Raw genomic sequence first — 19,193 nt, forward strand, 5'->3', positions numbered from 1 at the left:
TTCAAGAAAACACCTCCGTTTTCCAGCCGCCGCCGGGGGCGCGCTGGACTGCCAGGAATCGGAACGGGTACATCTCAGCGGCCACCTTCACCTTCACGCGAGCGTCTTCCTCCCAGAAGCCCTTCACCTCGTGGGCCTCCAGTTCGCCGGCGGCCGTCATCACGAAGAAGTCGATGGTCAGGTGCGTCTTCTCGGCCAACTTCAGCTTCACGGACTCGAATCGGAACCATGCGATCTCGCCAGCGGCCATCTGCAGCGCCAGGTGCGCGGCGTAGGCCTCTTCTGTCTTGTTCATCTCACCGGGCACATGCCGGGGCCGGCCACGCGCAACCTTGCCGGCGGCGTTGCCGCTGCCGGTGGACTGTGCCGCTGCCGGCGGGCGGTAGGCGCGTGCGGCGGTTGGCGCCGGGGCGGCGGCGGCCGTGCTGGCCTGGCCTTGGACCAGACGGCGCATGCCCTCCGGCATATCCTGCGTGGAGGCGTAGCGCAGCGATCGGCTGGACGTCTTCTTCGGCGGCATCAGGCAGATGCCTCCATTGCGCCCCAGACGCGCATCGCGCGCTGCCGGAATGCGTCGAACTCCTGCCGGGCGCGCTGTTGCGCAGCCTGGTGCTCTCGGTCCATCTGTTCAAGCATGCAGTCGAACTCGACGTTGAGCAGGCCCATCAACTGCTCCATGGAGATACCGCCCCTCGTGCGGTGGGTAGGCGCTGGGGCCAGCTGCGGCATCGCCAGCTGCTGCTGGCCGGAGGGCGGCAGCGGCATGCCATCCACGCGGCCGGCGTCGGTCACCGCCCAGGTGGCCTCCGGACGTCCGTGGCGGGCGCTGACGCGATTCTCGCAGCGACGCACCAACCCATCACGATCCAGCTCACGCAGCAGGCCAGCGGCAGCGGCAGTGGTCAGCACCATCGCTTCGCGCGGCGCGCCTGCCTCGAGCGCCGCGTTGCCCATCAGCTCCAGCGCCTCAGCTGCGGTGCTGTCCCCGTGGATGCCCAGGCAGAACAGGATCAGCTGCCGCTGGTAGGCGCGAATGTCAGCCGGCTCCATGCGCATCTCCGAAGCCCAGTTCGGCAGCCGCCAGCGCCATGGCACTGCGTGCGGCATTGCGATCGCGCACCACCTGCGGCTCCATCGTCGGCGCGGTCAGCGCCGCTGCCGGTTCCGGTACGGTGCCACCGTCCATGACGTGCTTCACTGCCCGCTCGTACGCGTTGGCCAGCATGCGCTGCTGCTGCGCGCCGCCCTCGGCAGTGCGATAGGCGTGCAGGTCCAGCTTCGACCTGACCAGCACGGTGAATCCGCTGTGGGCCTGGCCGGGCCGCATCTGGCCGTCGACTTCGGCCAGCGCCGGAACGCCCAGGCACATGGCTCGGAACTGGCCGGGGTTCGGTGGCCACTGCAGCGCGCTGCGAAGGCAGTTGGCCAAGCCCTCGGCCACCTGTCGCGGGGTGATGCCGGACATCACCTGGAACCACAGCTCACCGGCGGTGGTCAGGCTGCCAGCGTTGTTCACCGGCGCTGCGCCGTTCTCGCGCACCCACTTTCCGGGGAACATGCCGGCCATGCGTTCCCACACGGTCCACAGGGCGCTCACCGCGCGCTGGTCCGGGTCAGTGCTGGACGAATTGGAACTCTCCGTCGATGACATCGCAGCCTTGTCCGCCAAAGCTGCCAGCTGCCGCGCGCTGCTCGTGGAGTCGCCGCTGCTCAGCGACGTGTTCGGCAGAACCGAGTTGAGGGTTTGCATTGGGGCCTCCGGTGTTGGTGGTGTGCGTCGGCACTGCGCCGGCGGCGTGTCGGTTGCGGGCGGTCCTGATCGCCCAAGAGAACGGATTCGAAACCGGTGGCGATCGCGCCAATCCTTCAGCGGCCGTATGCCCCAGAGCCTCCGGCGTCACGCCCTCTTCCAGCGCCGCCAGCAGTTCGGGGTGGCTGGGGTTGGTCGAATGGCAGCCTGCCTTCCGCATCAGCAGGCACGCACGCCCCGCATCGGTCACACCGCTCAGAGATCCTTGAGCGTGCTGTGATGTATCTGGAGTAGAAGAAGTGGGGCCTGGGGTCTGGTTACCCGTGTTCACACCTGTGTTCACGCCCCCTGTCACACGTGACTCGCCGTGACCTGTCACGCGTGACAGCTTGTCCAATGTCACGCCTTCGTCGCCGGTCACGTGCGTGACGTGCAACGTCTTCAGTTCCGCCATGGTGGACATGCCGCTCGGCACGACACCCACGTTGCGCAGATCTTCGAACAGCATCGTGCGACGCGCACGGGTGCGCGCCTGCCGCTCCGCTTCGGCGGCCTTCCTGTCTTCCCGTCGCCCCTGCCCGTCCGCGATGCGGGCCTGGGCCGTGGCGATCTGCTCGTCACACCGTTTGCTGTGGCGAAGGCCATCGCTACCCACCGGAAAATAGCGCTCGGCGACCTTCTTAACCGCGGCCTTGTCGCCTGCGGTGATGGCACCGGCGATGACGTACAACTCCGCCAGGCTCTCTGGCAGCGCCTGCTCTTCCGAGTAGTACGCCAGCATCAGCTTGAAGTAGACGCCGTGGTCCGTCAGGGACAGCCTGGTCGTGTCCTTGAGGTAGTCGCCCGGATACATCTCGAAGTAGATCATCAGGGTTCCCCGGCACCGTGATTGCCGCTCGCTGCGGCGCCTGGGCTGCCGATCCGGATCAGCTCATGCTCGTTGGGCGGCAGCTTCTCCAGCCGGTAGGTTTCGCCCAAGCTGTTGCGCCAGCGGTACGCCGTGGCGCGGCTCACGCCGAAGTGCCGAACAATGGCCTCCACGGTCGGGAACTCGTGGCGCTCGACGGCCCACCGCATGAACTCCATGACGATCCTGGTGGTGTTGTAGCCGGCAAGCGCGTGCTGGGGCGCGCTGCGTCGCGGTTCATTCACCGCCAACACTGCGACAACGGGTGTCTCGGCTGGTGACGCGCAGCGGGCAGAACCACATCGCAGGCCGAGAGTCGGACTGATGTTCATCCTGTCGCCTCCGCGTGGCCCGATGCGGGAACCTCACGGCCTAGTGCCGTGCTCAGCTGCCGCAGGCTTGGAACTCGCCGCTTTGCTGCCACAGGGTCGTTCAGATCCTGCAGCGCGAGCAGCCAGCGATATGCGGTTGCGCGTGACAGGCCGAATCGCTCCTGCAGCGCATCAACGCGGAGCGGCTGCGCCTGTTCCTTAGCCCACAGGACCACGTCCACCATCGGCAGTAGCGGCACCAAACTCTCGGGGATCCGACGGCCTGCACTGTCGAACTCCCCGACCACCGCGATTGCCCAGCTCACCATCGCACCGTTGCTCATCGCTGCGCACCCTGCACCGCTCGCGGCGCCAGATCCTGCAGGTGGCCGGACACATACCGCTTGGCCGTCACCAGTTCTGCCTCGAGCTGGCCGATCTCGTCCAGCGCGCGGCGCAACTCAGGGATGTCCTTCGGGCAGATGCGGCCGTCAGCGAGGACGTTGGTGATCGCCTCGAGCGTGTGGCCGAACTCCACCGACAGGCGGGCAACAGCCAGCACGCCGGCATGCGGCTCCATCATCGGGATCCGCGCGCCAAGGAAGCCGTAGCGCTGGGCAAGTTCGCGGGAGCAGGCATCGCGCCACTGCGGCGGCAGCGCGCGCACCCACGACTCTTCCAGGTCCACCGGCATCTTCACCGTGCCATTGCGGATTCGGCCGACGATCTGGGCGTTGGCTTTCAGCGCGCGCTCGGTGCTGTCGGCATCGGTGCCGATGTGGAACTGGACGATGCGCTCGCCAGGTGCCACGTCCGCCATGTACTGCTCGGCGATCGCCTGGGCCAGGCTGCTATCGGTGTGCCCGCTGTTTCGGATGGCGTCGGTCGTGTGCCGGAACACCACCGCAGAGCGCGGCTCGTGGTACTGAGGATCAGGCTTCATTTACGCACCTCGGGAGGCGATGCAAAGTGGTCGCCATGGACAGGACGACCGGTATCAAGGAATTAGGCGTCGCCCTCTCTGCGTTAAGCTTGTTGTGCCAACAACACAGCCCGCAGGGAGGGCGACATGGAAACTCAGTTGCTAAGGGACATTCGGGCGCTTCTGATCTCGAAACGGGCGAGGGAGCTGCAGGCGTATTCAGAATTGGCCAAGGTGGAGAGCGAGGTGCAGGTGACCCTCGACATAGCAGGTCGAGAAGTGCGCACGCTGACCTTGGAAGCAGCATTGCGGCTTGCCGTGATCGAGATGGAAAACGCGCGCGAAGTCATCGACGAGTACTCAACGACTTAAAGTCGGGGCGGCATGCTATGGCCTGGCGTGCGTCAATCCGCTCAAGTGCCTCGACGATCCTGAGCAACAGACCTTCGACGCGTTGCTCCGACGAGAGGGCCGCCGATTCGCTTTCGCCTTCAGCGCCGTCAGCGCTTGTCGTGGTCGATGACTTGATCTGCGACGCGTTCGTCAACGCAAGTTTGGATTCGGCTTGCTTACGCGCTCGCTCAATCGGGCACTTTGCCGAGGCCGCCTCGAGAGCAAGTTGCTGGCCGCGCAGCAGATTCAACCTGCTGCGCAGCTTCTCCATGGTCCCGAGGCGACGCTTCTTTGAACGGGTCATGGCTCAGGCCCCCTCAACCGGAACGATGCGGTCAGCGTCGGGGTCGACGAAGGCAGCCCCAGGCGGATCGAAAATGTCGGGGCGCAGCTCGCTTCGGGAAACCTGTCCCCCGCTCTGCTCGTCGAGACGGCGAGCCAGTGCGCCATCGAATCGGGTCCGCTTGCTCAGGGCCTTTCGCAGATAGCCAATCGTCGTTCCAGCCTTGACGGCGAACGCCGCCTGGTCGTCTGGTGCCAAGGTGCCGAGGTAGGTACGGAGTGTGTCCATGGGCGATGACTTTACCAGAAGGTAAAGACATTGCAACACCGTTTGGTCAATTACCAGTAGGTAACGGAAACTGACGACATGAGTACCGATGACACCCCAACCGTCGCCGCCCGCCGCCATCGCCTACAGCAGTGGATCGCCGAGCATCACGGCGGCAGCCAAGCATCGTTCGCCGCTGCTACCGGGGTTAACCAGGGCGAGTTGTCCGGGCTACTGAAGCGCAAGTCTTTCGGTGAGAAGCGGGCGGCATCACTGGAGGAAGTGGCGGGGATGCCGCCGGGATTCCTGACCTTCCCTCTCACCAGCGAGTCAGGCCGACCCGCTGTCTCACGCGTCGCAGAGACTGCGACAACGTCTGGCTATGTTCACGTCCAACAACTGGACGGAGAGGCGGCAATGGGGGATGGACGGATCAATGATGATTTCCCGGAAGTGATCAGGTCGATGGACTTCACATCGAGCTACATCCGGTCAATCGTGGGATTTGTTCCGCCGCCGGGTCGCCTGGTGCTTGTCACAGGTCGAGGTGACTCGATGATTCCGATCATTCAGCCGGGCGAATCACTTCTCGTCGACTCTGGTGTACAGACGTTCGACGGCGATGGCATCTACCTCATCAACACTGGCAGTGGCCAACAGGTAAAGGGGCTTCAGGACAGGGGGGACGCGGTCTACATTGTCAGCGCGAATTCGATGCTCTACCCGGCGTTCCCGTTGCCAAGCGGCGCGATGATCGGTGGCAAGGTGTACCTGCGCAATCGAATCGACCGCTTCAACTGAGCGAGTGCTGGGACCGCATCATGGCTCGCGGCCCCACTTTGCCTTGTAGTCGTCGCGTAGGTTCTTACACAGCTGTGCGTACACCCGCAGGTCTCCCGTCGTGTACTGCCGATCGGAGTTCATTTGAGCGTAGCGCTTGTCGCAACGCTCTACAGCATCGAGCAAGTTCTTCTCTGCTGCTTCCGCCTGCTCTGCCTTAGCTTCAGCTTGCGTCTGCGGCACAGCCGCCTTGAATGCCATTTTCCACAAGAGAACGCCGACTAAAGCCAATAGCAGGACGAGGGATATCCAAAGCGCTGCCCTGAACTCGGAGCGTTTCGCCGGCTGCGGACGCGACAGCTCAGCCGGCGGTCCACCGCCTTCTTCCTCGATTACCTTGGACAACGCGACGGGCGCCCCACAGCCAACACACGCTGTCGCCGCTGTACTGATTTCCCTACCGCACTCGTAACAACCTACCAATGCCATGGCCCCATCCCGCTTTCGCCCGCACATATCCTCTGTGCCGGTCTCATCTTAACAATGTAGGGGTTGGAAGCCTCAGCACGGCCAGTTCCTGCCAGGCCTACAAAAATAATTACCAAATGGTATTGCTTTAACTTTACCTTTTGGTAATCTGCATCCGTTCCCAACGACGGATGCCGCCATGCCCCTGACCAACAGCTCCAAGCGAATTGCCCGCATCGGGCTCGCTGTGATTGCCTGCTTTGCCCTCCTGGCCTTGGTTGGCTGGGCGGCTCCCACGGACCCGCCTGCCTCTGAGCCCGGCGCCGACACCCCTCGTGACCTGGTGATCACCAGCCCGCGCATCTGCGCCGCTCTTGCGGTGTATGAGCTGGCAGCCGCCGACGACTGGGGCCTGCGCAGCACCGTTGCCAACACAAGCCTCAACGCCTTCCGCACCGCAGAGCACGTGCCCGACTGCGCGCCGGGGATCACCAAGGCTCTCACCCAAAGCTTCCAGCCTGAGCGCTGGCAGCTCGCCCTGGACGCTGCCGATGCCGTGTTGAACGGCTCCTACGAGATCTCCCCCGGAGCATGCGTCCGAGCCAATGCGGTTGTTCGCCTGTCGACCGCAGACGGCAAAGAATCGAGCACCTACCCCGTGCTGGGCCGGGCGCAGTGCGTGATGTACGACCTGGCCTTCATCGAGGTGGCGCCGTGATCACCGGCCTCCGCACTGAACCACGCGCCGCGATGGTCGGCGGTCAGCGCCTGCCCCTCAGCCCCACCGAATCGAAGGTGCTGCAGCTCATCATCAATGCCGGCGACATCCCAATCAGCCGCTTGCAGATCGAGCGAGAGATCTACGGCGCCTCGGGCCGGAAATCGAACACCATCGAAGTGACCGTCTGCCGCCTGCGCCAGAAGTTGGTCCAGCACGGCTACCGCATCAACGTCACCCGCAGCCGTGGCTACACCCTCAGCCAGGCAGGTGCAGCATGATCGCCGCCATCACCTATCCGCTCGCCCAGCGCGCGGCCGTCGCCGCCACGGCGGCTGCCACTGCCGCAACTGGTATGGGCTTCGCCCCGAACCTGGTCGCCGCAGCCGCCGACGTCGCAGCTCGTGCCGTTCTGGAGCGCCGCGCTAGCGCAGGCCGAGCCATCGCCGATGTGCGCAGAAACCTCCGCCGCATGCTGCGGGCACAAGGCGGTGCTGCGTGACCGCCGCCGCCCCGGGCGTCCCCGTCATCGAGGTAGCTGGCTGCGGCATGCGCCTGCGTGTGATGAAGGATCCGGCAGGCTGGAGCGTGTCGGGCTGGCGCCGGGCGAGAGGCACAACGGCCATGGTCGCTTACGTGTCCTCCGAGTCCGTCCCGGTTTTCATGGAGACCGCCGGCCAGCACCACGTCATCGCCGGCCGCACCTACTTCGCGCTGCCGCACGCGAGTCAGAAGAAGCTGCAGACGTTCATTGCTGCCATCGAGGACACCAGTGCCCAAGGCGGTTCCGCATGAGGGCGCCTGCAATCAAGCTCCCGGCACCCGACCTGACGCCTGACCAGCGCGCGGCCTTGGAGCGCGCGAAGCGTCCCCGGCGCCATCCCTACCGCGTGTACTGCACGCATCAGGCTAGCGCACAGCGCCAACGCGAGGCGGAAGAGCAGCGTCAGCGCGTCTCACCGAATCTGCACAGGTTGGTGCGCTGATGGATGGCCTGCACCCAATAGGCGGCGGCCTGGACGCGGTGATCGTCAGCACGGCCGCACCGACGCCCGAAGAAAGGCTGCAGCGCTACGAGGCAGCAGTTGCTGCCCACCCGTGCCGCTGGTTCGCCCTGCGCGTGCAGTTCGGCCGGACCCTGCAGCGCTCGCTGAAGAAAGGCATCCGAATCGGCTATGCCGCATGGCAACGGCAGATGCCGGCGCTCTGGCCACGCACACAACTCCGCTGACGCTCCGCCGGCGGCATCCATGGACCTCCGCAACCAGCTCGACATCTTCAATCAAGACCCAGCCCGCCTGGCCATCCCCAAGCGCTGAGGAAGGTTCCCCATTCCTGCACCCATTTCAAACCGAGATCCGCCATGACCGATTTAGTCGTTGTTGATTTCCAGCACGAGCCCGAGTTCGCCAAGAAGGAAAACGGCGAGCTACCCCGTATTGAGCAGATCCGCGAGCAAGTCGCCGGCTTCGTTGACGGCTACACGACCGCCAAGGGCCAACGGCCGTCGCGCATCGTGCTGCAGATCTCCGACCTCAAGCACTGCGTGCGCCGGATCTTGGCCCGAATGCAGAAACCGCATCGGGATGAAGCCAAGGCGGCATGGATGCGAGCGCGCAAGGCCGGGTCGAAACAGCCCTGGCGCGAAGCGAGGCCCGAACCGATTCCCGGCGCAACGCTCACCTGGTGCGGGATCCCCATCGAAGGCATGGGCTACAGCCGTCACCGCGCCGTCGACAAGCACTGATCCATGGCCAAGCCGGTCCAGATGGACATTTTCGACGACGACCCAGCGCGCGAGGCAGCCGCCTGGCGCGTGCAGGCGGAAGAGTCGTTGAGGCACTTCCAGTTCCCCGAATCGATCCGTCTGGAACGGCACGCCTACTACCTCGGCGTGGCCGAACAACTTGAAGCCAGGGCGCGCGGCGCGCGCTCCACGAACAGCAAGGACATGCAGGCATGAGCAACGACAAAACAACCCTGGCAGACGTGCAGCCCGGCGGAAGGGTGAGGCTGGGGAGTGGCCTTCTGCCCTGCCCGTTCTGCGGTGCACCCGCTGAACGCATCGACTTCGGTATCGGGTCGGGGGAAAACGAGGGTGGCTCGTGCATCGCGTGCACCGTCTGCCAGCACAGCGGCCCCATTGAGTTTGGCTTCAAGGAGAACTTCGTTTCCAACTGGAACCGTCGCGCCCTCTCCGCCCAGACCTCCCAGGGTGGTCAGACCGACGGCTGTGTCCAGGTCCCGATGCAGACACTGGAATCTATTCGCGATAGCAGCTCCTGCGCGCACGCCCGTGGCTTTGCGGCTGGCGCCCTGCAGACACAGCCCTCCCTGGGTGGTCAGGGGGATGCACACGGCTGCCTTGCGGCGACGCTTGGCGATCTGTTTATGCGCGGCTGGATTGACGATGTGTCGGGAAAGTTGATCGGCGAAGCCGCACGCAAGGACATGGCTGCCGCCCTCGCCGCCCGCCATCCAGTGATGGCTGTGCCGCAAGGCTGCGATGCATGCGATCGAACCGGCATCCGCCAGAACGATGAAGGCCGCAACATCTGCTGCCCGGACTGCGAATTGGGCAGCGCCTGCGCTGGAGATACCCGCCAGCCGGTAGGCGATCAGCACCCGGACGACCTGGCCGTGGATGCATTCGCCGCCGCCATGAAGGCCAAGATGGCCGCAGCCCGCGCAAAGGGCCGTGGCGGCTGGGAAGACCCCGCGCAGTGCACCGCCGATGACCTGAGCCGCATGCTCCGCGACCACGTGGACAAGGGCGACCCACGCGACGTGGCCAACTTCTGCATGATGCTGCACCAGCGCGGTGAGTCCATCAGCGCCCGCCAGCCGGTGGGGGAGCCGGTGGACGATGACGCAGCCAGCGAGGCGTTCGCCGAGTTCGCGGACGACTATCTGACCGATGGCAACGGCTACGCCCCGGCTTCGACCTACGAAGCGTGCGGCCATGCCTTCAAGGCGGCATGGCCGGATCGTGATGCCGCAGTGCGCGCGGCACGGGCCGAACTGAAGCGCCTGCACGGAGACGACCGCACGGTGGGCGCACGGCGTGCTGAGGCCCTGAATCGTGCAGGTACGCGCGACGATGCCGAAGATGACGCCGCCCGGCCCGTGCTGGCCGTGGACCTGGGGCCGACCTTCCAGGCTGGCGTGGCCGAATGGATGGGCCAGTGCTTCCTGCCATCGCTCTACAGCAACATGACCGAGCGCGGCGACCGCCTGCTGGAGGAAGTGCTGGAGCTGCTGCAGGCCCACGGCTACGACATCGCGCGCGTGCCCACGCTGGTCGACTATGTGTTCGGTCGCCCGGTCGGCGAGCCCGCGCAGGAGGTCGGCGGCGTCATGGTCACGCTGGCCGGCTACTGCTGGGTGGCGGGCCTGGACATGCACGCTGCCGGCGACGCCGAGCTAGCCCGTATCAGCCAGCCCGAGGTAATGGCGAAGATCCGGGCCAAGCAGGAGGCAAAGAACGCCCTGCACTTCGACACGCCGCTGCCGGGCAATGCCGGCCCGACCGTGCAGGCCGTGGACCCGTGGCCTGTGATCGACCGGGTAGCGAAAAATTGGGACGGATGCAGCATCGGCGCCGCGATTCGTGCCGAGGCCGAGAAGCTGATCGGGAAGCCCGCGCAGGCCGTGGACCTGGGGCAGTTCCTCCCGGCCGTGCGCATGCTGGTCGTCAGCGCTCGCACCTCCGGCGGCACTGCGGGACGTGATGCCCACCTCTGCGAAGCGCTCGACCGCGTAGAGGCTTTGCTGCCGAAGTTGGACAGCCAGGCGGTGGGCAAATGAGCTGGTTCAGCCGCAAGAGCAAGGCTCGCGAGTCGCTGGATGAGACGATCAAAAGGGCCAAGGCCAACGTAAGCGCGCACCTGCACACTCTACCCATCGATGTGGTGGAGCACGTCACCGAGTATCGGGACGGCAGACGCGACTGGCGGAATGACACCATCGGTCACCAAAAAATGCGCAAGTGGCTGCAGACGCTCAAAGACCTTCGGGACCGCGTGGACTATCTGGAGCAGGCTGAGGCGAAACGAAATCAGGTCGCCGCCCACCTGGGATTGCCGGCTGCCAGTCTTGATATGGATGGCCTGTTGCGCTTGCTGCATGAGGCCGACACCCACGTGGGGAGCGAACCGGAGCCGACCAATGGCTGACCAGCTGCTCACCGCTGAAACGGATCAAGACGAGTCTTTCGACACCGCCTACGCCCATGGCCCCGTGTGGGATGCCTTCGGCTTGACCCGCGCCGCATACCTGGTCGTTCCTCGCAGAACGCTCCAGTCGATGCCGCTGGAATGGCAGGAACGCTTCGTTGCGCTGATGAATGAAGCCCACGCCCATCTGCCAGGCGATGCGTTCCCCGAGTACACCGTGCGGCGCCTGGGCAACGGCAAGTTCGTCGCCGACCCGCTCCGTGACTATCGCCACAGCGGCCCCATTACTCCGAAGGATTCCACCAATGGCTGACGGCTCCCGCGCTTTCAACTTCCCCCTGCCGCAGCGCTCCCGACTGCGCCCCGGCGAGATCGTTGTGGATCTGTTCGCCGGCGGCGGCGGGGCATCGGAAGGGCTCAAGCAGGCCCTGGGCATCGATCCCGCCCTGGCCTACAACCACGACGAACTGGCCATCGGCATGCACGCCGCCAACCACCCGCTGACCCAGCACCACCGCGAGGATATCTGGCACGCCGACCCGCGCGTGGACGTGGCCGGCCGTCCCATCGGTTGGTTCCATGCCTCGCCGGACTGCACGCACTTCAGCCAGGCCAAGGGCGGCCAGCCGCGCAGCCGGAAGACCCGCGCCCTGTCGTGGGTGGTGCTGAAGTGGGTTGGCCAGCTGCTGCGCGCTGATCGCCTGCACCGCACCAACACCGCGCCGCGCATCATCTCCATGGAGAACGTCTGGCAGATCCTGACCTGGGGTCCGCTGGTCGCGAAGCGCTGCAAGGACACCGGCCGCGTCATCAAGATGGACGGCACCGTTGCAGCGCGCGGCGAGCGCGTACCGGTCGAGAACCAGCAGCTGGTGCCGGACAAGCGGCACAGCGGACGCACCTGGCGTCAGTTCGTGGCCGCTCTGCGTGCGCTGGGCTACGTGGTCGACTGGCGCAAGCTGGTGGCCAGCGACTACGGCGCCGGCACCAGCCGCGAACGCCTGTTCCTGCTCGGCCGCCGCGACGGGCAAGCCATCGTGTGGCCCAAGCCGAGCCACGGCCCTGCTCCGGGGCAGAAGCCGCGCGTTACCGCCGCCGACTGTCTGGACTTCAGCGATCTCGGCCGCTCCATCTTCGGGCGTAAGAAGGACTTGGCAGACGCGACAATGCGCCGCATCGCCAAGGGCGTAAAACGCCATGTGATCGATTCGGCGGATCCGTTCATCGTGCCGATAACGCATCAGGGTGGCGATCGCGTGCACAGCATCCACGATCCGCTGCGCACCATCACCGCCGCCAACCGCGGCGAATTGATGCTGGCCATGCCGGAACTGGCACCCTTCATCGCCGAGCATGCGAACGCCAGCAATCAGCGCACCATGCCTGCTGACGAGCCGCTGCGCACAGTCTGCGCTGGCGTAAAGGGCGGCCACTTCTCCGTGGTGACCCCGATTCTCGCCGGGGTTGGTGGCCGCGCCGGGCAGTCGGAACCGCGTTCTGGCGCCGATCCCCTTTACACGATGACCGCCAAGGCCGATACGGCACTGATCGCACCCGTGCTGGTCCAGACCGGCTACGGAGAGCGCGAGGGTCAGGCTCCGCGCACACTGGACCTGCAGCAGCCGCTGGGCACGGTTGTCGCGGGCGGTGTGAAGCACGCTGTCGCCGCGCCGCACCTGGTGAAGTTCCGCGGCGACAGCATCGGATCGTCCGCGACCGAGCCGGTTCCGACAATCACCTCCGGCGCAGGCGCAGCGCGGCCGGCCGGCGCAGCGCACGCCTTGGGCCTCGCTTCCGCTTCGCTGGTGACCCTGCGGAGGAACATGGTCGGCGCCGATGTACGGACGCCGCTCACGACAGTTGCAGCGCAGGCCGAACACCATGCGGTGGCAACTGCCTTCCTTGAGCAGGCCAATGGCGGTTTCTACCAAGGCGACGGCAACGACGCACGCGATCCTGTCAGCACCATCACTGCCAGCGGCAGCCAACAGCGGCTGGTCAGCGCAGATCTGATCCAGCTCGCGCCCGAGCATGAGGCTGGGGCCCTACGCGTGGCCGCTTTCCTGATCAAGTACTACGGCACAGGGACCAACGTGCCCAGCCTCACCGACCCCGTGGACACGATCACCACCAAGGATCGGTTGGCCCTGGTCACGGTGGTCATCCAAGGCACTCCCTACGTCATCGTGGATATCCGGCTGCGTATGCTCAAGCCGCCGGAGCTGTTCCGTGCGCAGGGCTTCCCGGTGACCTACATCATCGACCGAACCGCTGACGGCACAGTGCTGAAGATCACAGCGCAGGTCCGCATGTGTGGCAACAGCGTCAGCCCGCCCCCCATGTTCGCGATCGCAGAGGCCAACCTGGACAGCGTGCCGGCCGACCTGGCAGTGGCGGCATGACCGGCGCGGCACTGGCCAAGCACGTCGCCCGCGTGCTGCTGACCGAATGCAGGGCACGCCGGCATGGCCACGGCTTCTGGTTCGCCTTCAATGCCGCACAGCGCGCGCGCATGCGCGCCATCGCCCCCGCCCCGCTGCCGGCACCGACTCGCGCACCGGAACAGCCCGCCCAACTGGAGATGTTCGCGTGAGCCCCGGCCGGAACGCGGCATCCATCCGAGCAGCGCTGCGCGGCCCCGCACCCGCGCACGTGACGGCGCGCGACATGATCCGCCGCCACTGCCGCGAGCACGGCAAGCAGCTGGCCTGCCTTGCACCGGCCTGGGGCTGCCAAGTGTTCAGCGTTTGGCGCGCGTTCGGTAGGATCTCGCGCCCACTGCAGCCACACCAGGTCGAGGGTGCCATCACCGCCCTGCAGCTGGACGAGTTCGACGCCAACGAGCTGCGCCTGCGTGCTGCGCGTGAGGCCGGTTGGAACATCGATCCCAAGATGCTGCTCGAGGGCGGAGCATGAGCGGGGACGCTACGCCCATCACCACAGAAGTCCCGCCCACTGCGAGTGACGCCGTGCGCGAGATGCGAACTGCAGCCCGCGCTGGTGAGCCCGTGCCGGCCTCTCAGGTGAATCGGTGGGCGACCATACTGATGAGCTTGTTTGGCCAGCAACGGGCCGTCAGGCTCGAGCAATGGGGCGGATCATTCTGGTTTCAGATCGATGAAAAGCAGTGGTATCGAGCCCTTGCAGCCGGCGAACAGGTCCGGGCTCTTTATACCCAGCCTTTGCTTCACGAGATCCGCGGGGCTGGGGAAAATCGGGACCACATCTGGTCGGCGGACCGAACCCACTGCGCCGTCTGTAACGACCCCTTCGATTGGGCCGATCCCTACTGCAACCCGCCCAAGCCGCCGGTGCCCATCGCGGTGAAACCCCAGCCGTTCAATCCCTCCTGGGTACTCCCACTACTCGACCGACTGGAGCGCGCGTTGAAGCGCGAAAGCAAGCGGGAGAGGGTCGAATGGGACTTCCGAATAGCACAGCTGCGTAAGTCGATCGAAGAGCATACGAAGGAGAAATCGCCTTGAACGTCGAGCACATCATCGCCGCCGCAGGTGACCGGTCAGCATTGGTCAACCAGCAGCGCGCGGCCATTGCGTTTGCAGCAGCGCTCGAAACTGCACTGACCAGCACGCATCCATCCAGTGGCGGCGGCCGCGCATTGACCTTCACGTTTGCCGGCGCGCCGCAGCTGCAGGCCGCATGCGACGCATGGCGCGCATACGCCCTCGCCACGATCGATACACCGGCGCCGGTGGCGGCGACAGCGACCCAGCGGCTGACTGCCCAGATCGGCCTCGCCCTCTTCGATGACCCCACCATGGACCTGACAAAGATCGCAAACCTTGTGACCACGGCACGGTCAGACTCCCAGACGGCACTGCTGCCGGCGCCCACCACTGAAGTAACGGAGGCCCGAGATGGGCGCAGCTGAGAACATCCCCGAAGTCCTGCTGAAGCTCGAGCAAGTCGAAGCCCAGACCGGAATGAAGAAGAGCTACATCTATCGCGAGATGGAGAGGGGCACCTTCCCCCCCAAACACAAGGTCGGTGGCGGCACTCGCTGGTACCAGAGCGACATCCAGTGTTGGATTCGCGCACGCAGGAGCGCTCCGCAGTGGACGTCCGAAGATGCGGGGCAACCCGCAGCCAACTGTGACAGCAGCGGAGCGTAAACGGTCACCGAGCGGTCACCGGGCGGCGCTGGCTTGACGAAGAAGGCACTGCGGTTGATCCTAAGTGCCTGATTCGATGGTGGGCCCATCAGGATTCGAACCTGAAACCAAGGGATTATGAGTCCCCTGCTCTAACCGTTGAGCTATAGGCCCTGTAAGGGTTTCAGGCCGATTTGCGCGATCGCCGTTGTAATTTCGGTGTAACCGCGCTGCCTGAGAGCTGTTTCTGCAGGGCCGCCATAGCGTCCTGCATCGAAGCCGCGTGAGTGTACCGTTCGGCCATAGCTCTTGTCTTCCAACCGCCCATCGCCTGGATGGTGGCCGCATCGAGTCCAGCATGCGCAGCGTTGGTCGCCGCGGTGTGGCGCATGGTGTGCGGCGTGACGTGCTTGGTGATGCCGGCGGCGCGCACGCATCGCGCGAACACGGAGTTCATCTGGTAGGCGCGGCCGCTGCCGGCGCGTGCTGAGGGGAACAGGTAGTCGTCGGCCTTCATACCCTTGATGACTTTGCCCAGGTATTCGGCCAGCACCTGCGGCATCGGCTGTTCGCGCCTGCCTGCCTTGTCCTTTCCGATCCACAGGATGCGCCGCTGCACGTCGACATCGCCGGCGCGCAGGTTGAGCGCAGCGCTCTGCCGCAGCCCGGTGTAGAGGGTCACCATCACGAACCGGTGCGCCAATGGCGACAGATCCTCCTGTGCGGCCATCAGCAGTCGCTGTGACTCTTCCGGGGTCAGGTAGACCAGCTTGCCCTGCGGCTCGCGCTGACGAGCCAGCAGCGGCGCTGCAGCGAGGATCTTCCGGCGCCGCATCGTGTTGAGCATGTGCAGCAGCGCGGAGCGCTCACGGTTGATCGTGCCGGCGCTGGCGCCCTCGCCTTTCCTGGTGGCCACATAGCCGAGCCAGTCGTCATCGGTGAGCCTGGCCACTGGCCGGCGCCCGAGGTGCGGCTTGATGTGATCGCGGAACCTGCGTTCCTTCGTGTCGATGTCTTTGCCATCGTGCGCGCGCAGGTACTTCAGGTAGTGGTCGACCGCCTGAGCGACCGTCTGCGAGGCGTTGCCCTTGCTCCCCTGCACCCCATGCGCTGCAGTGCGCTTGGACGCCTTCAGCGCGGCCACGACGTCCTCTGCCTGCGTGCGGGTGTACCCCTCCGACTCCAGGCCGATCACCTGGTGGTGGCGACGGCGGCTGACCATGACGTTCACCGACCAGCGGCCATCGCCGTTGGCCGTTCGCGTGTAGGTGATCCCGTGCTCGCTGAGCGACTGGCCGGGCTTCAGGCCACGCATGCCGGTGCGGGTGAGCTTGGTAAAGGCGGTCATCGCGTCTTAGGCGGGACGAGGTACTCGCGCGCTTCCTCCAGCTGCTTCTCCATCGCCGCCTTGAGTTCGCGCATTTCCAGCAGAGCCTGCTGCGTCCGCTCCGCGTTGGCGGTCGTCAGCGCTACCACGTCCTCCGCCTGAGTTTGGATGCTGTCCACTCTGAAACTGGTTTCCAGCCTCATCACCACCTCTGCGCCAAAGGTCCGATTCGACTTTTTCGCAGCCTCCATGAGGCGGTCCTTGAGGTCAGCGGGTAGGCGGAGGTTCGTTTGTGGGTCAGTTCTAGCCATGTAAGGAACGATATCAGGTAGCACGGGGCTTGCGCGACACGTAGCCCGGTGCTACAAATGTCCGCAAGTAGCACCGGGCTACCCAACCAAACGAGGAAAAATGAACAACGTACACACCATTCCTGCCCCCCGTCTCCGCGTGTCGGAGGCTGCTCAATACCTCGGGCTCAGCACGAGCACATTGGACAAGATGCGGATGGAAGGCCGCGGGCCGCGCTACCTGAAGGTCGGCAGCCGAGTGTTCTACCGGCCTGAAGACTTGGAGATCTACCTGAACGCCTCCGTTGTCGAAACCACCGACAGCCGCGCCCGTGTCGGCTGAAAAAAGAACGGCCCGCCCGGATTGCAGCCGGAACGAGCCGTTGAGCCATCCCCGTACCCTCTCACAGGAACGAAGCGACCATGAACATGGTACTCAACCCCGCCGCCATGGCAACCCGACCGGCCCAATCGCGTAAGCGCATCCCGAATGTCTTGGATGCCCTGCCCCTCGATGACGTGATGCTCTCGCTGGTGGTGCTCCGCACCGAGCGTCGACTCCGGCAGGCCTGGCACAAGGCCTACACCAGCTCCCCGAACCTCCCTGCAGCCCGCGTGGCTATGGCTGAAATCGTCGCAATCGCCGGAGGGTTCAACGCATGAAAGCGACCGCACAGCCCAAGTTCCTGAAGGCCGTCCAGACCGTCACCGAACCCCCTCCGAGTGCAAAAGGCCCCCGTCACACCGAGCACTGGTCCGATGAAATCTGGCGGGAGAAGAAGCTGGAAGCCGCCATCTCCAGCCGAGTCGGAAGCATTGATCGTGTGCTGCAGGCGGTGACCGGCCTGCATCGCATTCTGCTGAACGACGAACGACGCGCTGAGTGGTCGGATGGTGTTCGTGAATCAGCTCCTTCCGGCCTTTTGCCAAGCAACATCGAGGATATCCACAACGCCATCGAGCTGCTGCTGTGGCAGGCAGAGAAAACGATGTTTCAGTTGCGCGAAGACCCTGGCGTCTGGGGCGCCAAAGAGGGTGCCCGATGAGTGCCTCAAATGTCATCCCCTTCCCGGTAGCAGGCAGCCGGCGAGAACTGCCCGAGATGCCGTCGGGGCTTGATGCAGCGCTTGCACGCCTGATCCGTATGGGTAACGACCCGGGAAGCGCCTTCGCCCGGAGGATGCAGCAACTCGATGCCGTACCTGCCTGCACCACCAGTAGGGGGACCGCATGAGTCGGCGCAGCCCTTCCTACTCGGAGCGCATTGCCGGCGTGGCCAGCCACACCGAGGCGATCTTCCAGGTCGCCGCATGGGCCACCCGGCGGCGGCGCGCGCCGACCATCGCTGAAATCGTGGAACGCTGGGGCATGTCTCGGGCCTCAGCCTGCAGGTACCGCCAGGCGCTGATCCGCGCCGGCCTTGTCCAGGAGGTGAACTGATGTCCTACCAACCGATTCGCTGCCTCACGGCCCGCCAGCTGCGCGGCATTCCGCGGTCGCACCTTCAGCGCTGGCTGGATAGCACCAAGGCGGCGGAGTGCGCTCTGGACACGCTCATCGCTATGGGGTGCAACGCCCCCCAGTACGCCAACGACCGCGCCGTGTGCGAGCACAACCGCAAGCTGCTGACCAAGCAGCTGGGCAAGGTCGCTGCGTGAGCGGTTTGGTTGCACGCTGGCGCCTGATGATGGCTGCGGCCACGGATACACGACTCCACCGGTCGGATATCGCCGTGCTGGCCGTCATCTTGGATCGAATGGACAAGGCCGGCCAAGCCTGGCCATCCATGTCGACCATCGCTTCCGATTCTGGGGTCAGCAGAGGCCAAGTCATCAAGGTCCTGGCACGCCTCAAGGAACTGGGCTACCTGACGGTCAACAGCGGCAACCAAACCCGGTCCAACACCTACCAACTTGGCCGCGCATGTAGGCGCCCACAGGAGCCTACACCTAGTATCGTGCAGGAGCCTACACCTAGGCTTCCAGAAGAGCCTGGGGTAGACGCCTACAGGACTTCGGGGGTAGACGCCCCCAGGCGTCCCGAACCAGCTTTACAAGCAACCAGAACCATAGAACCGGAAGAGAGCCGCGCTGCTGACGCAGTCGCGCCCCGCAAACGCGCACAAGGAATCACGTTCAAAGAGTGGGCAGAGACAGTCGGTCCCGACGACGATCTGATTCCTGCTGACCACCCGGCCAACAGCTACGGCGGCAAGGTCGGTCTGCCGGCTGCGTTCGAGGACCTTGCATGGGCAATGTTCGTGTCACGGCACAGAGACGGCGGAAAACGCTATGAGGACTGGCCAGGCACGTTCCTCCGAAGCCTCGAAAGCAACTGGTACGGGTTGTGGCGCATCGATGACGATGGGCAGTACCAGCTGACGACCGCCGGAAAGCAGGCCGAGCGCAGGTACTGCAAGGGGATGGCAGCTTGATGACCAACGCGAATGGCCAAACGCCAGAATCGGCGTCCGTCGCCGGCCATTCGCCG

36 protein-coding genes and 1 tRNA gene are annotated in these 19,193 nt (G+C 65.2%); 24 read left to right on the plus strand and 13 right to left on the minus strand.

The window, feature by feature from the left end; translation table 11 throughout:
* Position 1 precedes the first annotated feature (1 nt).
* Genes N7590_RS02625 through N7590_RS02655 form a run of 7 tightly spaced genes read right to left on the minus strand, consistent with a single transcriptional unit; the run spans position 2 to position 3,911 of the window.
* On the minus strand, positions 2-520 hold the full coding sequence (locus N7590_RS02625; RefSeq protein WP_279935081.1) for a hypothetical protein: 519 nt from the start codon (positions 518-520) through the stop codon (positions 2-4).
* Complete coding sequence (locus N7590_RS02630) at positions 520-1,050, minus strand: hypothetical protein (protein WP_279935082.1); 531 nt, start codon at positions 1,048-1,050, stop codon at positions 520-522. Before N7590_RS02630 ends, N7590_RS02625 begins: the two co-directional genes overlap by 1 nt.
* Positions 1,037-1,651 carry a hypothetical protein gene (locus N7590_RS02635; protein ID WP_279935083.1) on the minus strand — a complete coding sequence of 205 codons (615 nt, stop codon included), beginning with the start codon at positions 1,649-1,651 and terminating at the stop codon, positions 1,037-1,039. Before N7590_RS02635 ends, N7590_RS02630 begins: the two co-directional genes overlap by 14 nt.
* Positions 1,614-2,618, minus strand: a complete 1,005-nt coding sequence (locus tag N7590_RS02640; protein WP_279935084.1) for a YdaU family protein — start codon at positions 2,616-2,618, stop codon at positions 1,614-1,616. The genes N7590_RS02635 and N7590_RS02640 overlap by 38 nt, the downstream gene beginning before the upstream one ends.
* Positions 2,618-2,989, minus strand: coding sequence for a hypothetical protein (locus tag N7590_RS02645; RefSeq protein WP_279935085.1), 372 nt, complete (start codon positions 2,987-2,989; stop codon positions 2,618-2,620). The genes N7590_RS02640 and N7590_RS02645 overlap by 1 nt, the downstream gene beginning before the upstream one ends.
* On the minus strand, positions 2,986-3,312 hold the full coding sequence (locus N7590_RS02650; protein WP_279935086.1) for a helix-turn-helix domain-containing protein: 327 nt from the start codon (positions 3,310-3,312) through the stop codon (positions 2,986-2,988). Before N7590_RS02650 ends, N7590_RS02645 begins: the two co-directional genes overlap by 4 nt.
* Complete coding sequence (locus N7590_RS02655; RefSeq protein ID WP_279935087.1) at positions 3,309-3,911, minus strand: hypothetical protein; 603 nt, start codon at positions 3,909-3,911, stop codon at positions 3,309-3,311. The genes N7590_RS02650 and N7590_RS02655 overlap by 4 nt, the downstream gene beginning before the upstream one ends.
* A 126-nt stretch (positions 3,912-4,037) precedes the next feature.
* Here N7590_RS02655 and N7590_RS02660 point away from each other — a divergent pair, with 126 nt between their 5' ends.
* The gene (locus N7590_RS02660; protein WP_279935089.1) at positions 4,038-4,262 is read left to right on the plus strand and encodes a hypothetical protein; all 225 of its coding nucleotides are present in this window, start codon (positions 4,038-4,040) and stop codon (positions 4,260-4,262) included.
* Here N7590_RS02660 and N7590_RS02665 read toward each other — a convergent pair.
* Positions 4,237-4,587, minus strand: a complete 351-nt coding sequence (locus tag N7590_RS02665) for a hypothetical protein (RefSeq protein WP_279935090.1) — start codon at positions 4,585-4,587, stop codon at positions 4,237-4,239. The genes N7590_RS02660 and N7590_RS02665 overlap by 26 nt on opposite strands.
* A gap of 3 nt (positions 4,588-4,590) precedes the next feature.
* Positions 4,591-4,854 carry a hypothetical protein gene (locus N7590_RS02670; protein WP_279935091.1) on the minus strand — a complete coding sequence of 88 codons (264 nt, stop codon included), beginning with the start codon at positions 4,852-4,854 and terminating at the stop codon, positions 4,591-4,593.
* A gap of 78 nt (positions 4,855-4,932) precedes the next feature.
* Here N7590_RS02670 and N7590_RS02675 point away from each other — a divergent pair, with 78 nt between their 5' ends.
* Entirely contained in the window at positions 4,933-5,634 is a 702-nt protein-coding gene (locus N7590_RS02675; protein ID WP_279935092.1) for a S24 family peptidase, read from the plus strand.
* A gap of 18 nt (positions 5,635-5,652) precedes the next feature.
* Here the strand turns inward: N7590_RS02675 and N7590_RS02680 are convergent, their stop codons facing one another.
* A complete protein-coding gene (locus N7590_RS02680) occupies positions 5,653-6,018 on the minus strand; it encodes a hypothetical protein (protein ID WP_279935093.1) in 366 nt (121 codons plus the stop codon).
* Positions 6,019-6,280: 262 nt separating this feature from the next.
* Here N7590_RS02680 and N7590_RS02685 point away from each other — a divergent pair, with 262 nt between their 5' ends.
* The 16 genes from N7590_RS02685 (at position 6,281) to N7590_RS02760 (ending at position 15,107) form a co-directional block, all read left to right on the plus strand.
* Positions 6,281-6,799 (plus strand): hypothetical protein, encoded by a 519-nt coding sequence (locus tag N7590_RS02685; RefSeq protein ID WP_279935094.1) that lies wholly within the window; start codon positions 6,281-6,283, stop codon positions 6,797-6,799.
* Positions 6,796-7,080, plus strand: coding sequence for a helix-turn-helix domain-containing protein (locus tag N7590_RS02690; RefSeq protein ID WP_279935096.1), 285 nt, complete (start codon positions 6,796-6,798; stop codon positions 7,078-7,080). The genes N7590_RS02685 and N7590_RS02690 overlap by 4 nt, the downstream gene beginning before the upstream one ends.
* Positions 7,077-7,301: a hypothetical protein gene (locus N7590_RS02695; RefSeq protein ID WP_279935097.1), complete on the plus strand. Its 225-nt coding sequence runs from the start codon at positions 7,077-7,079 to the stop codon at positions 7,299-7,301. The genes N7590_RS02690 and N7590_RS02695 overlap by 4 nt, the downstream gene beginning before the upstream one ends.
* Positions 7,298-7,594 carry a hypothetical protein gene (locus N7590_RS02700; protein ID WP_279935098.1) on the plus strand — a complete coding sequence of 99 codons (297 nt, stop codon included), beginning with the start codon at positions 7,298-7,300 and terminating at the stop codon, positions 7,592-7,594. The genes N7590_RS02695 and N7590_RS02700 overlap by 4 nt, the downstream gene beginning before the upstream one ends.
* A 190-nt stretch (positions 7,595-7,784) precedes the next feature.
* Positions 7,785-8,030: a hypothetical protein gene (locus N7590_RS02705; RefSeq protein WP_197604917.1), complete on the plus strand. Its 246-nt coding sequence runs from the start codon at positions 7,785-7,787 to the stop codon at positions 8,028-8,030.
* A gap of 132 nt (positions 8,031-8,162) precedes the next feature.
* Positions 8,163-8,546 carry a hypothetical protein gene (locus N7590_RS02710; RefSeq protein WP_279935099.1) on the plus strand — a complete coding sequence of 128 codons (384 nt, stop codon included), beginning with the start codon at positions 8,163-8,165 and terminating at the stop codon, positions 8,544-8,546.
* Between the two features lie 3 nt (positions 8,547-8,549).
* Positions 8,550-8,762: a hypothetical protein gene (locus tag N7590_RS02715; protein ID WP_161771697.1), complete on the plus strand. Its 213-nt coding sequence runs from the start codon at positions 8,550-8,552 to the stop codon at positions 8,760-8,762.
* Positions 8,759-10,606 carry a hypothetical protein gene (locus N7590_RS02720; RefSeq protein ID WP_279935100.1) on the plus strand — a complete coding sequence of 616 codons (1,848 nt, stop codon included), beginning with the start codon at positions 8,759-8,761 and terminating at the stop codon, positions 10,604-10,606. The genes N7590_RS02715 and N7590_RS02720 overlap by 4 nt, the downstream gene beginning before the upstream one ends.
* Entirely contained in the window at positions 10,603-10,974 is a 372-nt protein-coding gene (locus N7590_RS02725) for a hypothetical protein (RefSeq protein ID WP_279935101.1), read from the plus strand. Before N7590_RS02720 ends, N7590_RS02725 begins: the two co-directional genes overlap by 4 nt.
* Positions 10,967-11,287, plus strand: coding sequence for a hypothetical protein (locus tag N7590_RS02730; protein ID WP_279935102.1), 321 nt, complete (start codon positions 10,967-10,969; stop codon positions 11,285-11,287). Before N7590_RS02725 ends, N7590_RS02730 begins: the two co-directional genes overlap by 8 nt.
* Positions 11,280-13,376, plus strand: a complete 2,097-nt coding sequence (locus tag N7590_RS02735; RefSeq protein WP_279935103.1) for a DNA cytosine methyltransferase — start codon at positions 11,280-11,282, stop codon at positions 13,374-13,376. Before N7590_RS02730 ends, N7590_RS02735 begins: the two co-directional genes overlap by 8 nt.
* Positions 13,373-13,567: a hypothetical protein gene (locus tag N7590_RS02740; protein WP_279935104.1), complete on the plus strand. Its 195-nt coding sequence runs from the start codon at positions 13,373-13,375 to the stop codon at positions 13,565-13,567. The genes N7590_RS02735 and N7590_RS02740 overlap by 4 nt, the downstream gene beginning before the upstream one ends.
* Positions 13,568-13,641: 74 nt before the next feature.
* Complete coding sequence (locus N7590_RS02745) at positions 13,642-13,890, plus strand: hypothetical protein (protein WP_279935105.1); 249 nt, start codon at positions 13,642-13,644, stop codon at positions 13,888-13,890.
* 131 nt (positions 13,891-14,021) lie between these two features.
* A complete protein-coding gene (locus N7590_RS02750) occupies positions 14,022-14,459 on the plus strand; it encodes a hypothetical protein (RefSeq protein ID WP_279935106.1) in 438 nt (145 codons plus the stop codon).
* Positions 14,456-14,866: a hypothetical protein gene (locus N7590_RS02755; RefSeq protein ID WP_279935107.1), complete on the plus strand. Its 411-nt coding sequence runs from the start codon at positions 14,456-14,458 to the stop codon at positions 14,864-14,866. The genes N7590_RS02750 and N7590_RS02755 overlap by 4 nt, the downstream gene beginning before the upstream one ends.
* Entirely contained in the window at positions 14,853-15,107 is a 255-nt protein-coding gene (locus tag N7590_RS02760) for an AlpA family phage regulatory protein (RefSeq protein ID WP_279935108.1), read from the plus strand. Before N7590_RS02755 ends, N7590_RS02760 begins: the two co-directional genes overlap by 14 nt.
* Positions 15,108-15,184: 77 nt before the next feature.
* Here N7590_RS02760 and N7590_RS02765 read toward each other — a convergent pair.
* The 3 genes from N7590_RS02765 to N7590_RS02775 form a co-directional block, all read right to left on the minus strand.
* Positions 15,185-15,260, minus strand: a tRNA-Ile gene (locus N7590_RS02765).
* A 10-nt stretch (positions 15,261-15,270) separates the two neighbouring features.
* Positions 15,271-16,308: a tyrosine-type recombinase/integrase gene (locus N7590_RS02770; RefSeq protein ID WP_279935109.1), complete on the minus strand. Its 1,038-nt coding sequence runs from the start codon at positions 16,306-16,308 to the stop codon at positions 15,271-15,273.
* A gap of 122 nt (positions 16,309-16,430) precedes the next feature.
* Positions 16,431-16,724 carry an Arc family DNA-binding protein gene (locus tag N7590_RS02775; RefSeq protein WP_279935110.1) on the minus strand — a complete coding sequence of 98 codons (294 nt, stop codon included), beginning with the start codon at positions 16,722-16,724 and terminating at the stop codon, positions 16,431-16,433.
* 100 nt (positions 16,725-16,824) lie between these two features.
* Here N7590_RS02775 and N7590_RS02780 point away from each other — a divergent pair, with 100 nt between their 5' ends.
* The 6 genes from N7590_RS02780 to N7590_RS02805 all read left to right on the plus strand — a co-directional run bounded on the left by N7590_RS02780 (position 16,825) and on the right by N7590_RS02805 (position 19,137).
* Positions 16,825-17,046: a helix-turn-helix domain-containing protein gene (locus N7590_RS02780; RefSeq protein ID WP_279935111.1), complete on the plus strand. Its 222-nt coding sequence runs from the start codon at positions 16,825-16,827 to the stop codon at positions 17,044-17,046.
* A gap of 80 nt (positions 17,047-17,126) precedes the next feature.
* On the plus strand, positions 17,127-17,366 hold the full coding sequence (locus N7590_RS02785; protein WP_279935113.1) for a hypothetical protein: 240 nt from the start codon (positions 17,127-17,129) through the stop codon (positions 17,364-17,366).
* On the plus strand, positions 17,363-17,749 hold the full coding sequence (locus N7590_RS02790) for a hypothetical protein (protein ID WP_279935115.1): 387 nt from the start codon (positions 17,363-17,365) through the stop codon (positions 17,747-17,749). The genes N7590_RS02785 and N7590_RS02790 overlap by 4 nt, the downstream gene beginning before the upstream one ends.
* A 184-nt stretch (positions 17,750-17,933) precedes the next feature.
* Positions 17,934-18,143 (plus strand): helix-turn-helix domain-containing protein, encoded by a 210-nt coding sequence (locus N7590_RS02795; protein WP_279935116.1) that lies wholly within the window; start codon positions 17,934-17,936, stop codon positions 18,141-18,143.
* Positions 18,143-18,361: a hypothetical protein gene (locus N7590_RS02800; protein ID WP_279935117.1), complete on the plus strand. Its 219-nt coding sequence runs from the start codon at positions 18,143-18,145 to the stop codon at positions 18,359-18,361. The genes N7590_RS02795 and N7590_RS02800 overlap by 1 nt, the downstream gene beginning before the upstream one ends.
* On the plus strand, positions 18,358-19,137 hold the full coding sequence (locus N7590_RS02805) for a helix-turn-helix domain-containing protein (RefSeq protein ID WP_279935118.1): 780 nt from the start codon (positions 18,358-18,360) through the stop codon (positions 19,135-19,137). Before N7590_RS02800 ends, N7590_RS02805 begins: the two co-directional genes overlap by 4 nt.
* Positions 19,138-19,193: the final 56 nt, after the last annotated feature.

Origin of the sequence: Stenotrophomonas sp. GD04024 (genome assembly GCF_029837545.1) — a bacterium.
GTDB lineage: Bacteria > Pseudomonadota > Gammaproteobacteria > Xanthomonadales > Xanthomonadaceae > Stenotrophomonas > Stenotrophomonas forensis.

Bases quoted from the DNA above. Each gene is read 5' to 3' on its own strand.
- N7590_RS02675 (WP_279935092.1), top strand. From the start codon at position 4,933: ATGAGTACCGATGACACCCCAACCGTCGCCGCCCGCCGCCATCGCCTA.
- N7590_RS02710 (WP_279935099.1), top strand. From the start codon at position 8,163: ATGACCGATTTAGTCGTTGTTGATTTCCAGCACGAGCCCGAGTTCGCC.
- N7590_RS02740 (WP_279935104.1), top strand. From the start codon at position 13,373: ATGACCGGCGCGGCACTGGCCAAGCACGTCGCCCGCGTGCTGCTGACC.
- N7590_RS02630 (WP_279935082.1), bottom strand. From the start codon at position 1,050: ATGGAGCCGGCTGACATTCGCGCCTACCAGCGGCAGCTGATCCTGTTC.
- N7590_RS02730 (WP_279935102.1), top strand. From the start codon at position 10,967: ATGGCTGACCAGCTGCTCACCGCTGAAACGGATCAAGACGAGTCTTTC.
- N7590_RS02750 (WP_279935106.1), top strand. From the start codon at position 14,022: ATGAGCTTGTTTGGCCAGCAACGGGCCGTCAGGCTCGAGCAATGGGGC.
- N7590_RS02685 (WP_279935094.1), top strand. From the start codon at position 6,281: ATGCCCCTGACCAACAGCTCCAAGCGAATTGCCCGCATCGGGCTCGCT.
- N7590_RS02670 (WP_279935091.1), bottom strand. From the start codon at position 4,854: ATGGACACACTCCGTACCTACCTCGGCACCTTGGCACCAGACGACCAG.
- N7590_RS02705 (WP_197604917.1), top strand. From the start codon at position 7,785: ATGGATGGCCTGCACCCAATAGGCGGCGGCCTGGACGCGGTGATCGTC.
- N7590_RS02655 (WP_279935087.1), bottom strand. From the start codon at position 3,911: ATGAAGCCTGATCCTCAGTACCACGAGCCGCGCTCTGCGGTGGTGTTC.
- N7590_RS02770 (WP_279935109.1), bottom strand. From the start codon at position 16,308: ATGGTCAGCCGCCGTCGCCACCACCAGGTGATCGGCCTGGAGTCGGAG.
- N7590_RS02795 (WP_279935116.1), top strand. From the start codon at position 17,934: ATGAGTCGGCGCAGCCCTTCCTACTCGGAGCGCATTGCCGGCGTGGCC.
- N7590_RS02800 (WP_279935117.1), top strand. From the start codon at position 18,143: ATGTCCTACCAACCGATTCGCTGCCTCACGGCCCGCCAGCTGCGCGGC.
- N7590_RS02625 (WP_279935081.1), bottom strand. From the start codon at position 520: ATGCCGCCGAAGAAGACGTCCAGCCGATCGCTGCGCTACGCCTCCACG.
- N7590_RS02725 (WP_279935101.1), top strand. From the start codon at position 10,603: ATGAGCTGGTTCAGCCGCAAGAGCAAGGCTCGCGAGTCGCTGGATGAG.
- N7590_RS02720 (WP_279935100.1), top strand. From the start codon at position 8,759: ATGAGCAACGACAAAACAACCCTGGCAGACGTGCAGCCCGGCGGAAGG.
- N7590_RS02650 (WP_279935086.1), bottom strand. From the start codon at position 3,312: ATGAGCAACGGTGCGATGGTGAGCTGGGCAATCGCGGTGGTCGGGGAG.
- N7590_RS02760 (WP_279935108.1), top strand. From the start codon at position 14,853: ATGGGCGCAGCTGAGAACATCCCCGAAGTCCTGCTGAAGCTCGAGCAA.
- N7590_RS02645 (WP_279935085.1), bottom strand. From the start codon at position 2,989: ATGAACATCAGTCCGACTCTCGGCCTGCGATGTGGTTCTGCCCGCTGC.
- N7590_RS02635 (WP_279935083.1), bottom strand. From the start codon at position 1,651: ATGTCATCGACGGAGAGTTCCAATTCGTCCAGCACTGACCCGGACCAG.
- N7590_RS02715 (WP_161771697.1), top strand. From the start codon at position 8,550: ATGGCCAAGCCGGTCCAGATGGACATTTTCGACGACGACCCAGCGCGC.
- N7590_RS02665 (WP_279935090.1), bottom strand. From the start codon at position 4,587: ATGACCCGTTCAAAGAAGCGTCGCCTCGGGACCATGGAGAAGCTGCGC.
- N7590_RS02745 (WP_279935105.1), top strand. From the start codon at position 13,642: ATGATCCGCCGCCACTGCCGCGAGCACGGCAAGCAGCTGGCCTGCCTT.
- N7590_RS02790 (WP_279935115.1), top strand. From the start codon at position 17,363: ATGAAAGCGACCGCACAGCCCAAGTTCCTGAAGGCCGTCCAGACCGTC.
- N7590_RS02695 (WP_279935097.1), top strand. From the start codon at position 7,077: ATGATCGCCGCCATCACCTATCCGCTCGCCCAGCGCGCGGCCGTCGCC.
- N7590_RS02735 (WP_279935103.1), top strand. From the start codon at position 11,280: ATGGCTGACGGCTCCCGCGCTTTCAACTTCCCCCTGCCGCAGCGCTCC.
- N7590_RS02780 (WP_279935111.1), top strand. From the start codon at position 16,825: ATGAACAACGTACACACCATTCCTGCCCCCCGTCTCCGCGTGTCGGAG.
- N7590_RS02660 (WP_279935089.1), top strand. From the start codon at position 4,038: ATGGAAACTCAGTTGCTAAGGGACATTCGGGCGCTTCTGATCTCGAAA.
- N7590_RS02785 (WP_279935113.1), top strand. From the start codon at position 17,127: ATGAACATGGTACTCAACCCCGCCGCCATGGCAACCCGACCGGCCCAA.
- N7590_RS02640 (WP_279935084.1), bottom strand. From the start codon at position 2,618: ATGATCTACTTCGAGATGTATCCGGGCGACTACCTCAAGGACACGACC.
- N7590_RS02775 (WP_279935110.1), bottom strand. From the start codon at position 16,724: ATGGCTAGAACTGACCCACAAACGAACCTCCGCCTACCCGCTGACCTC.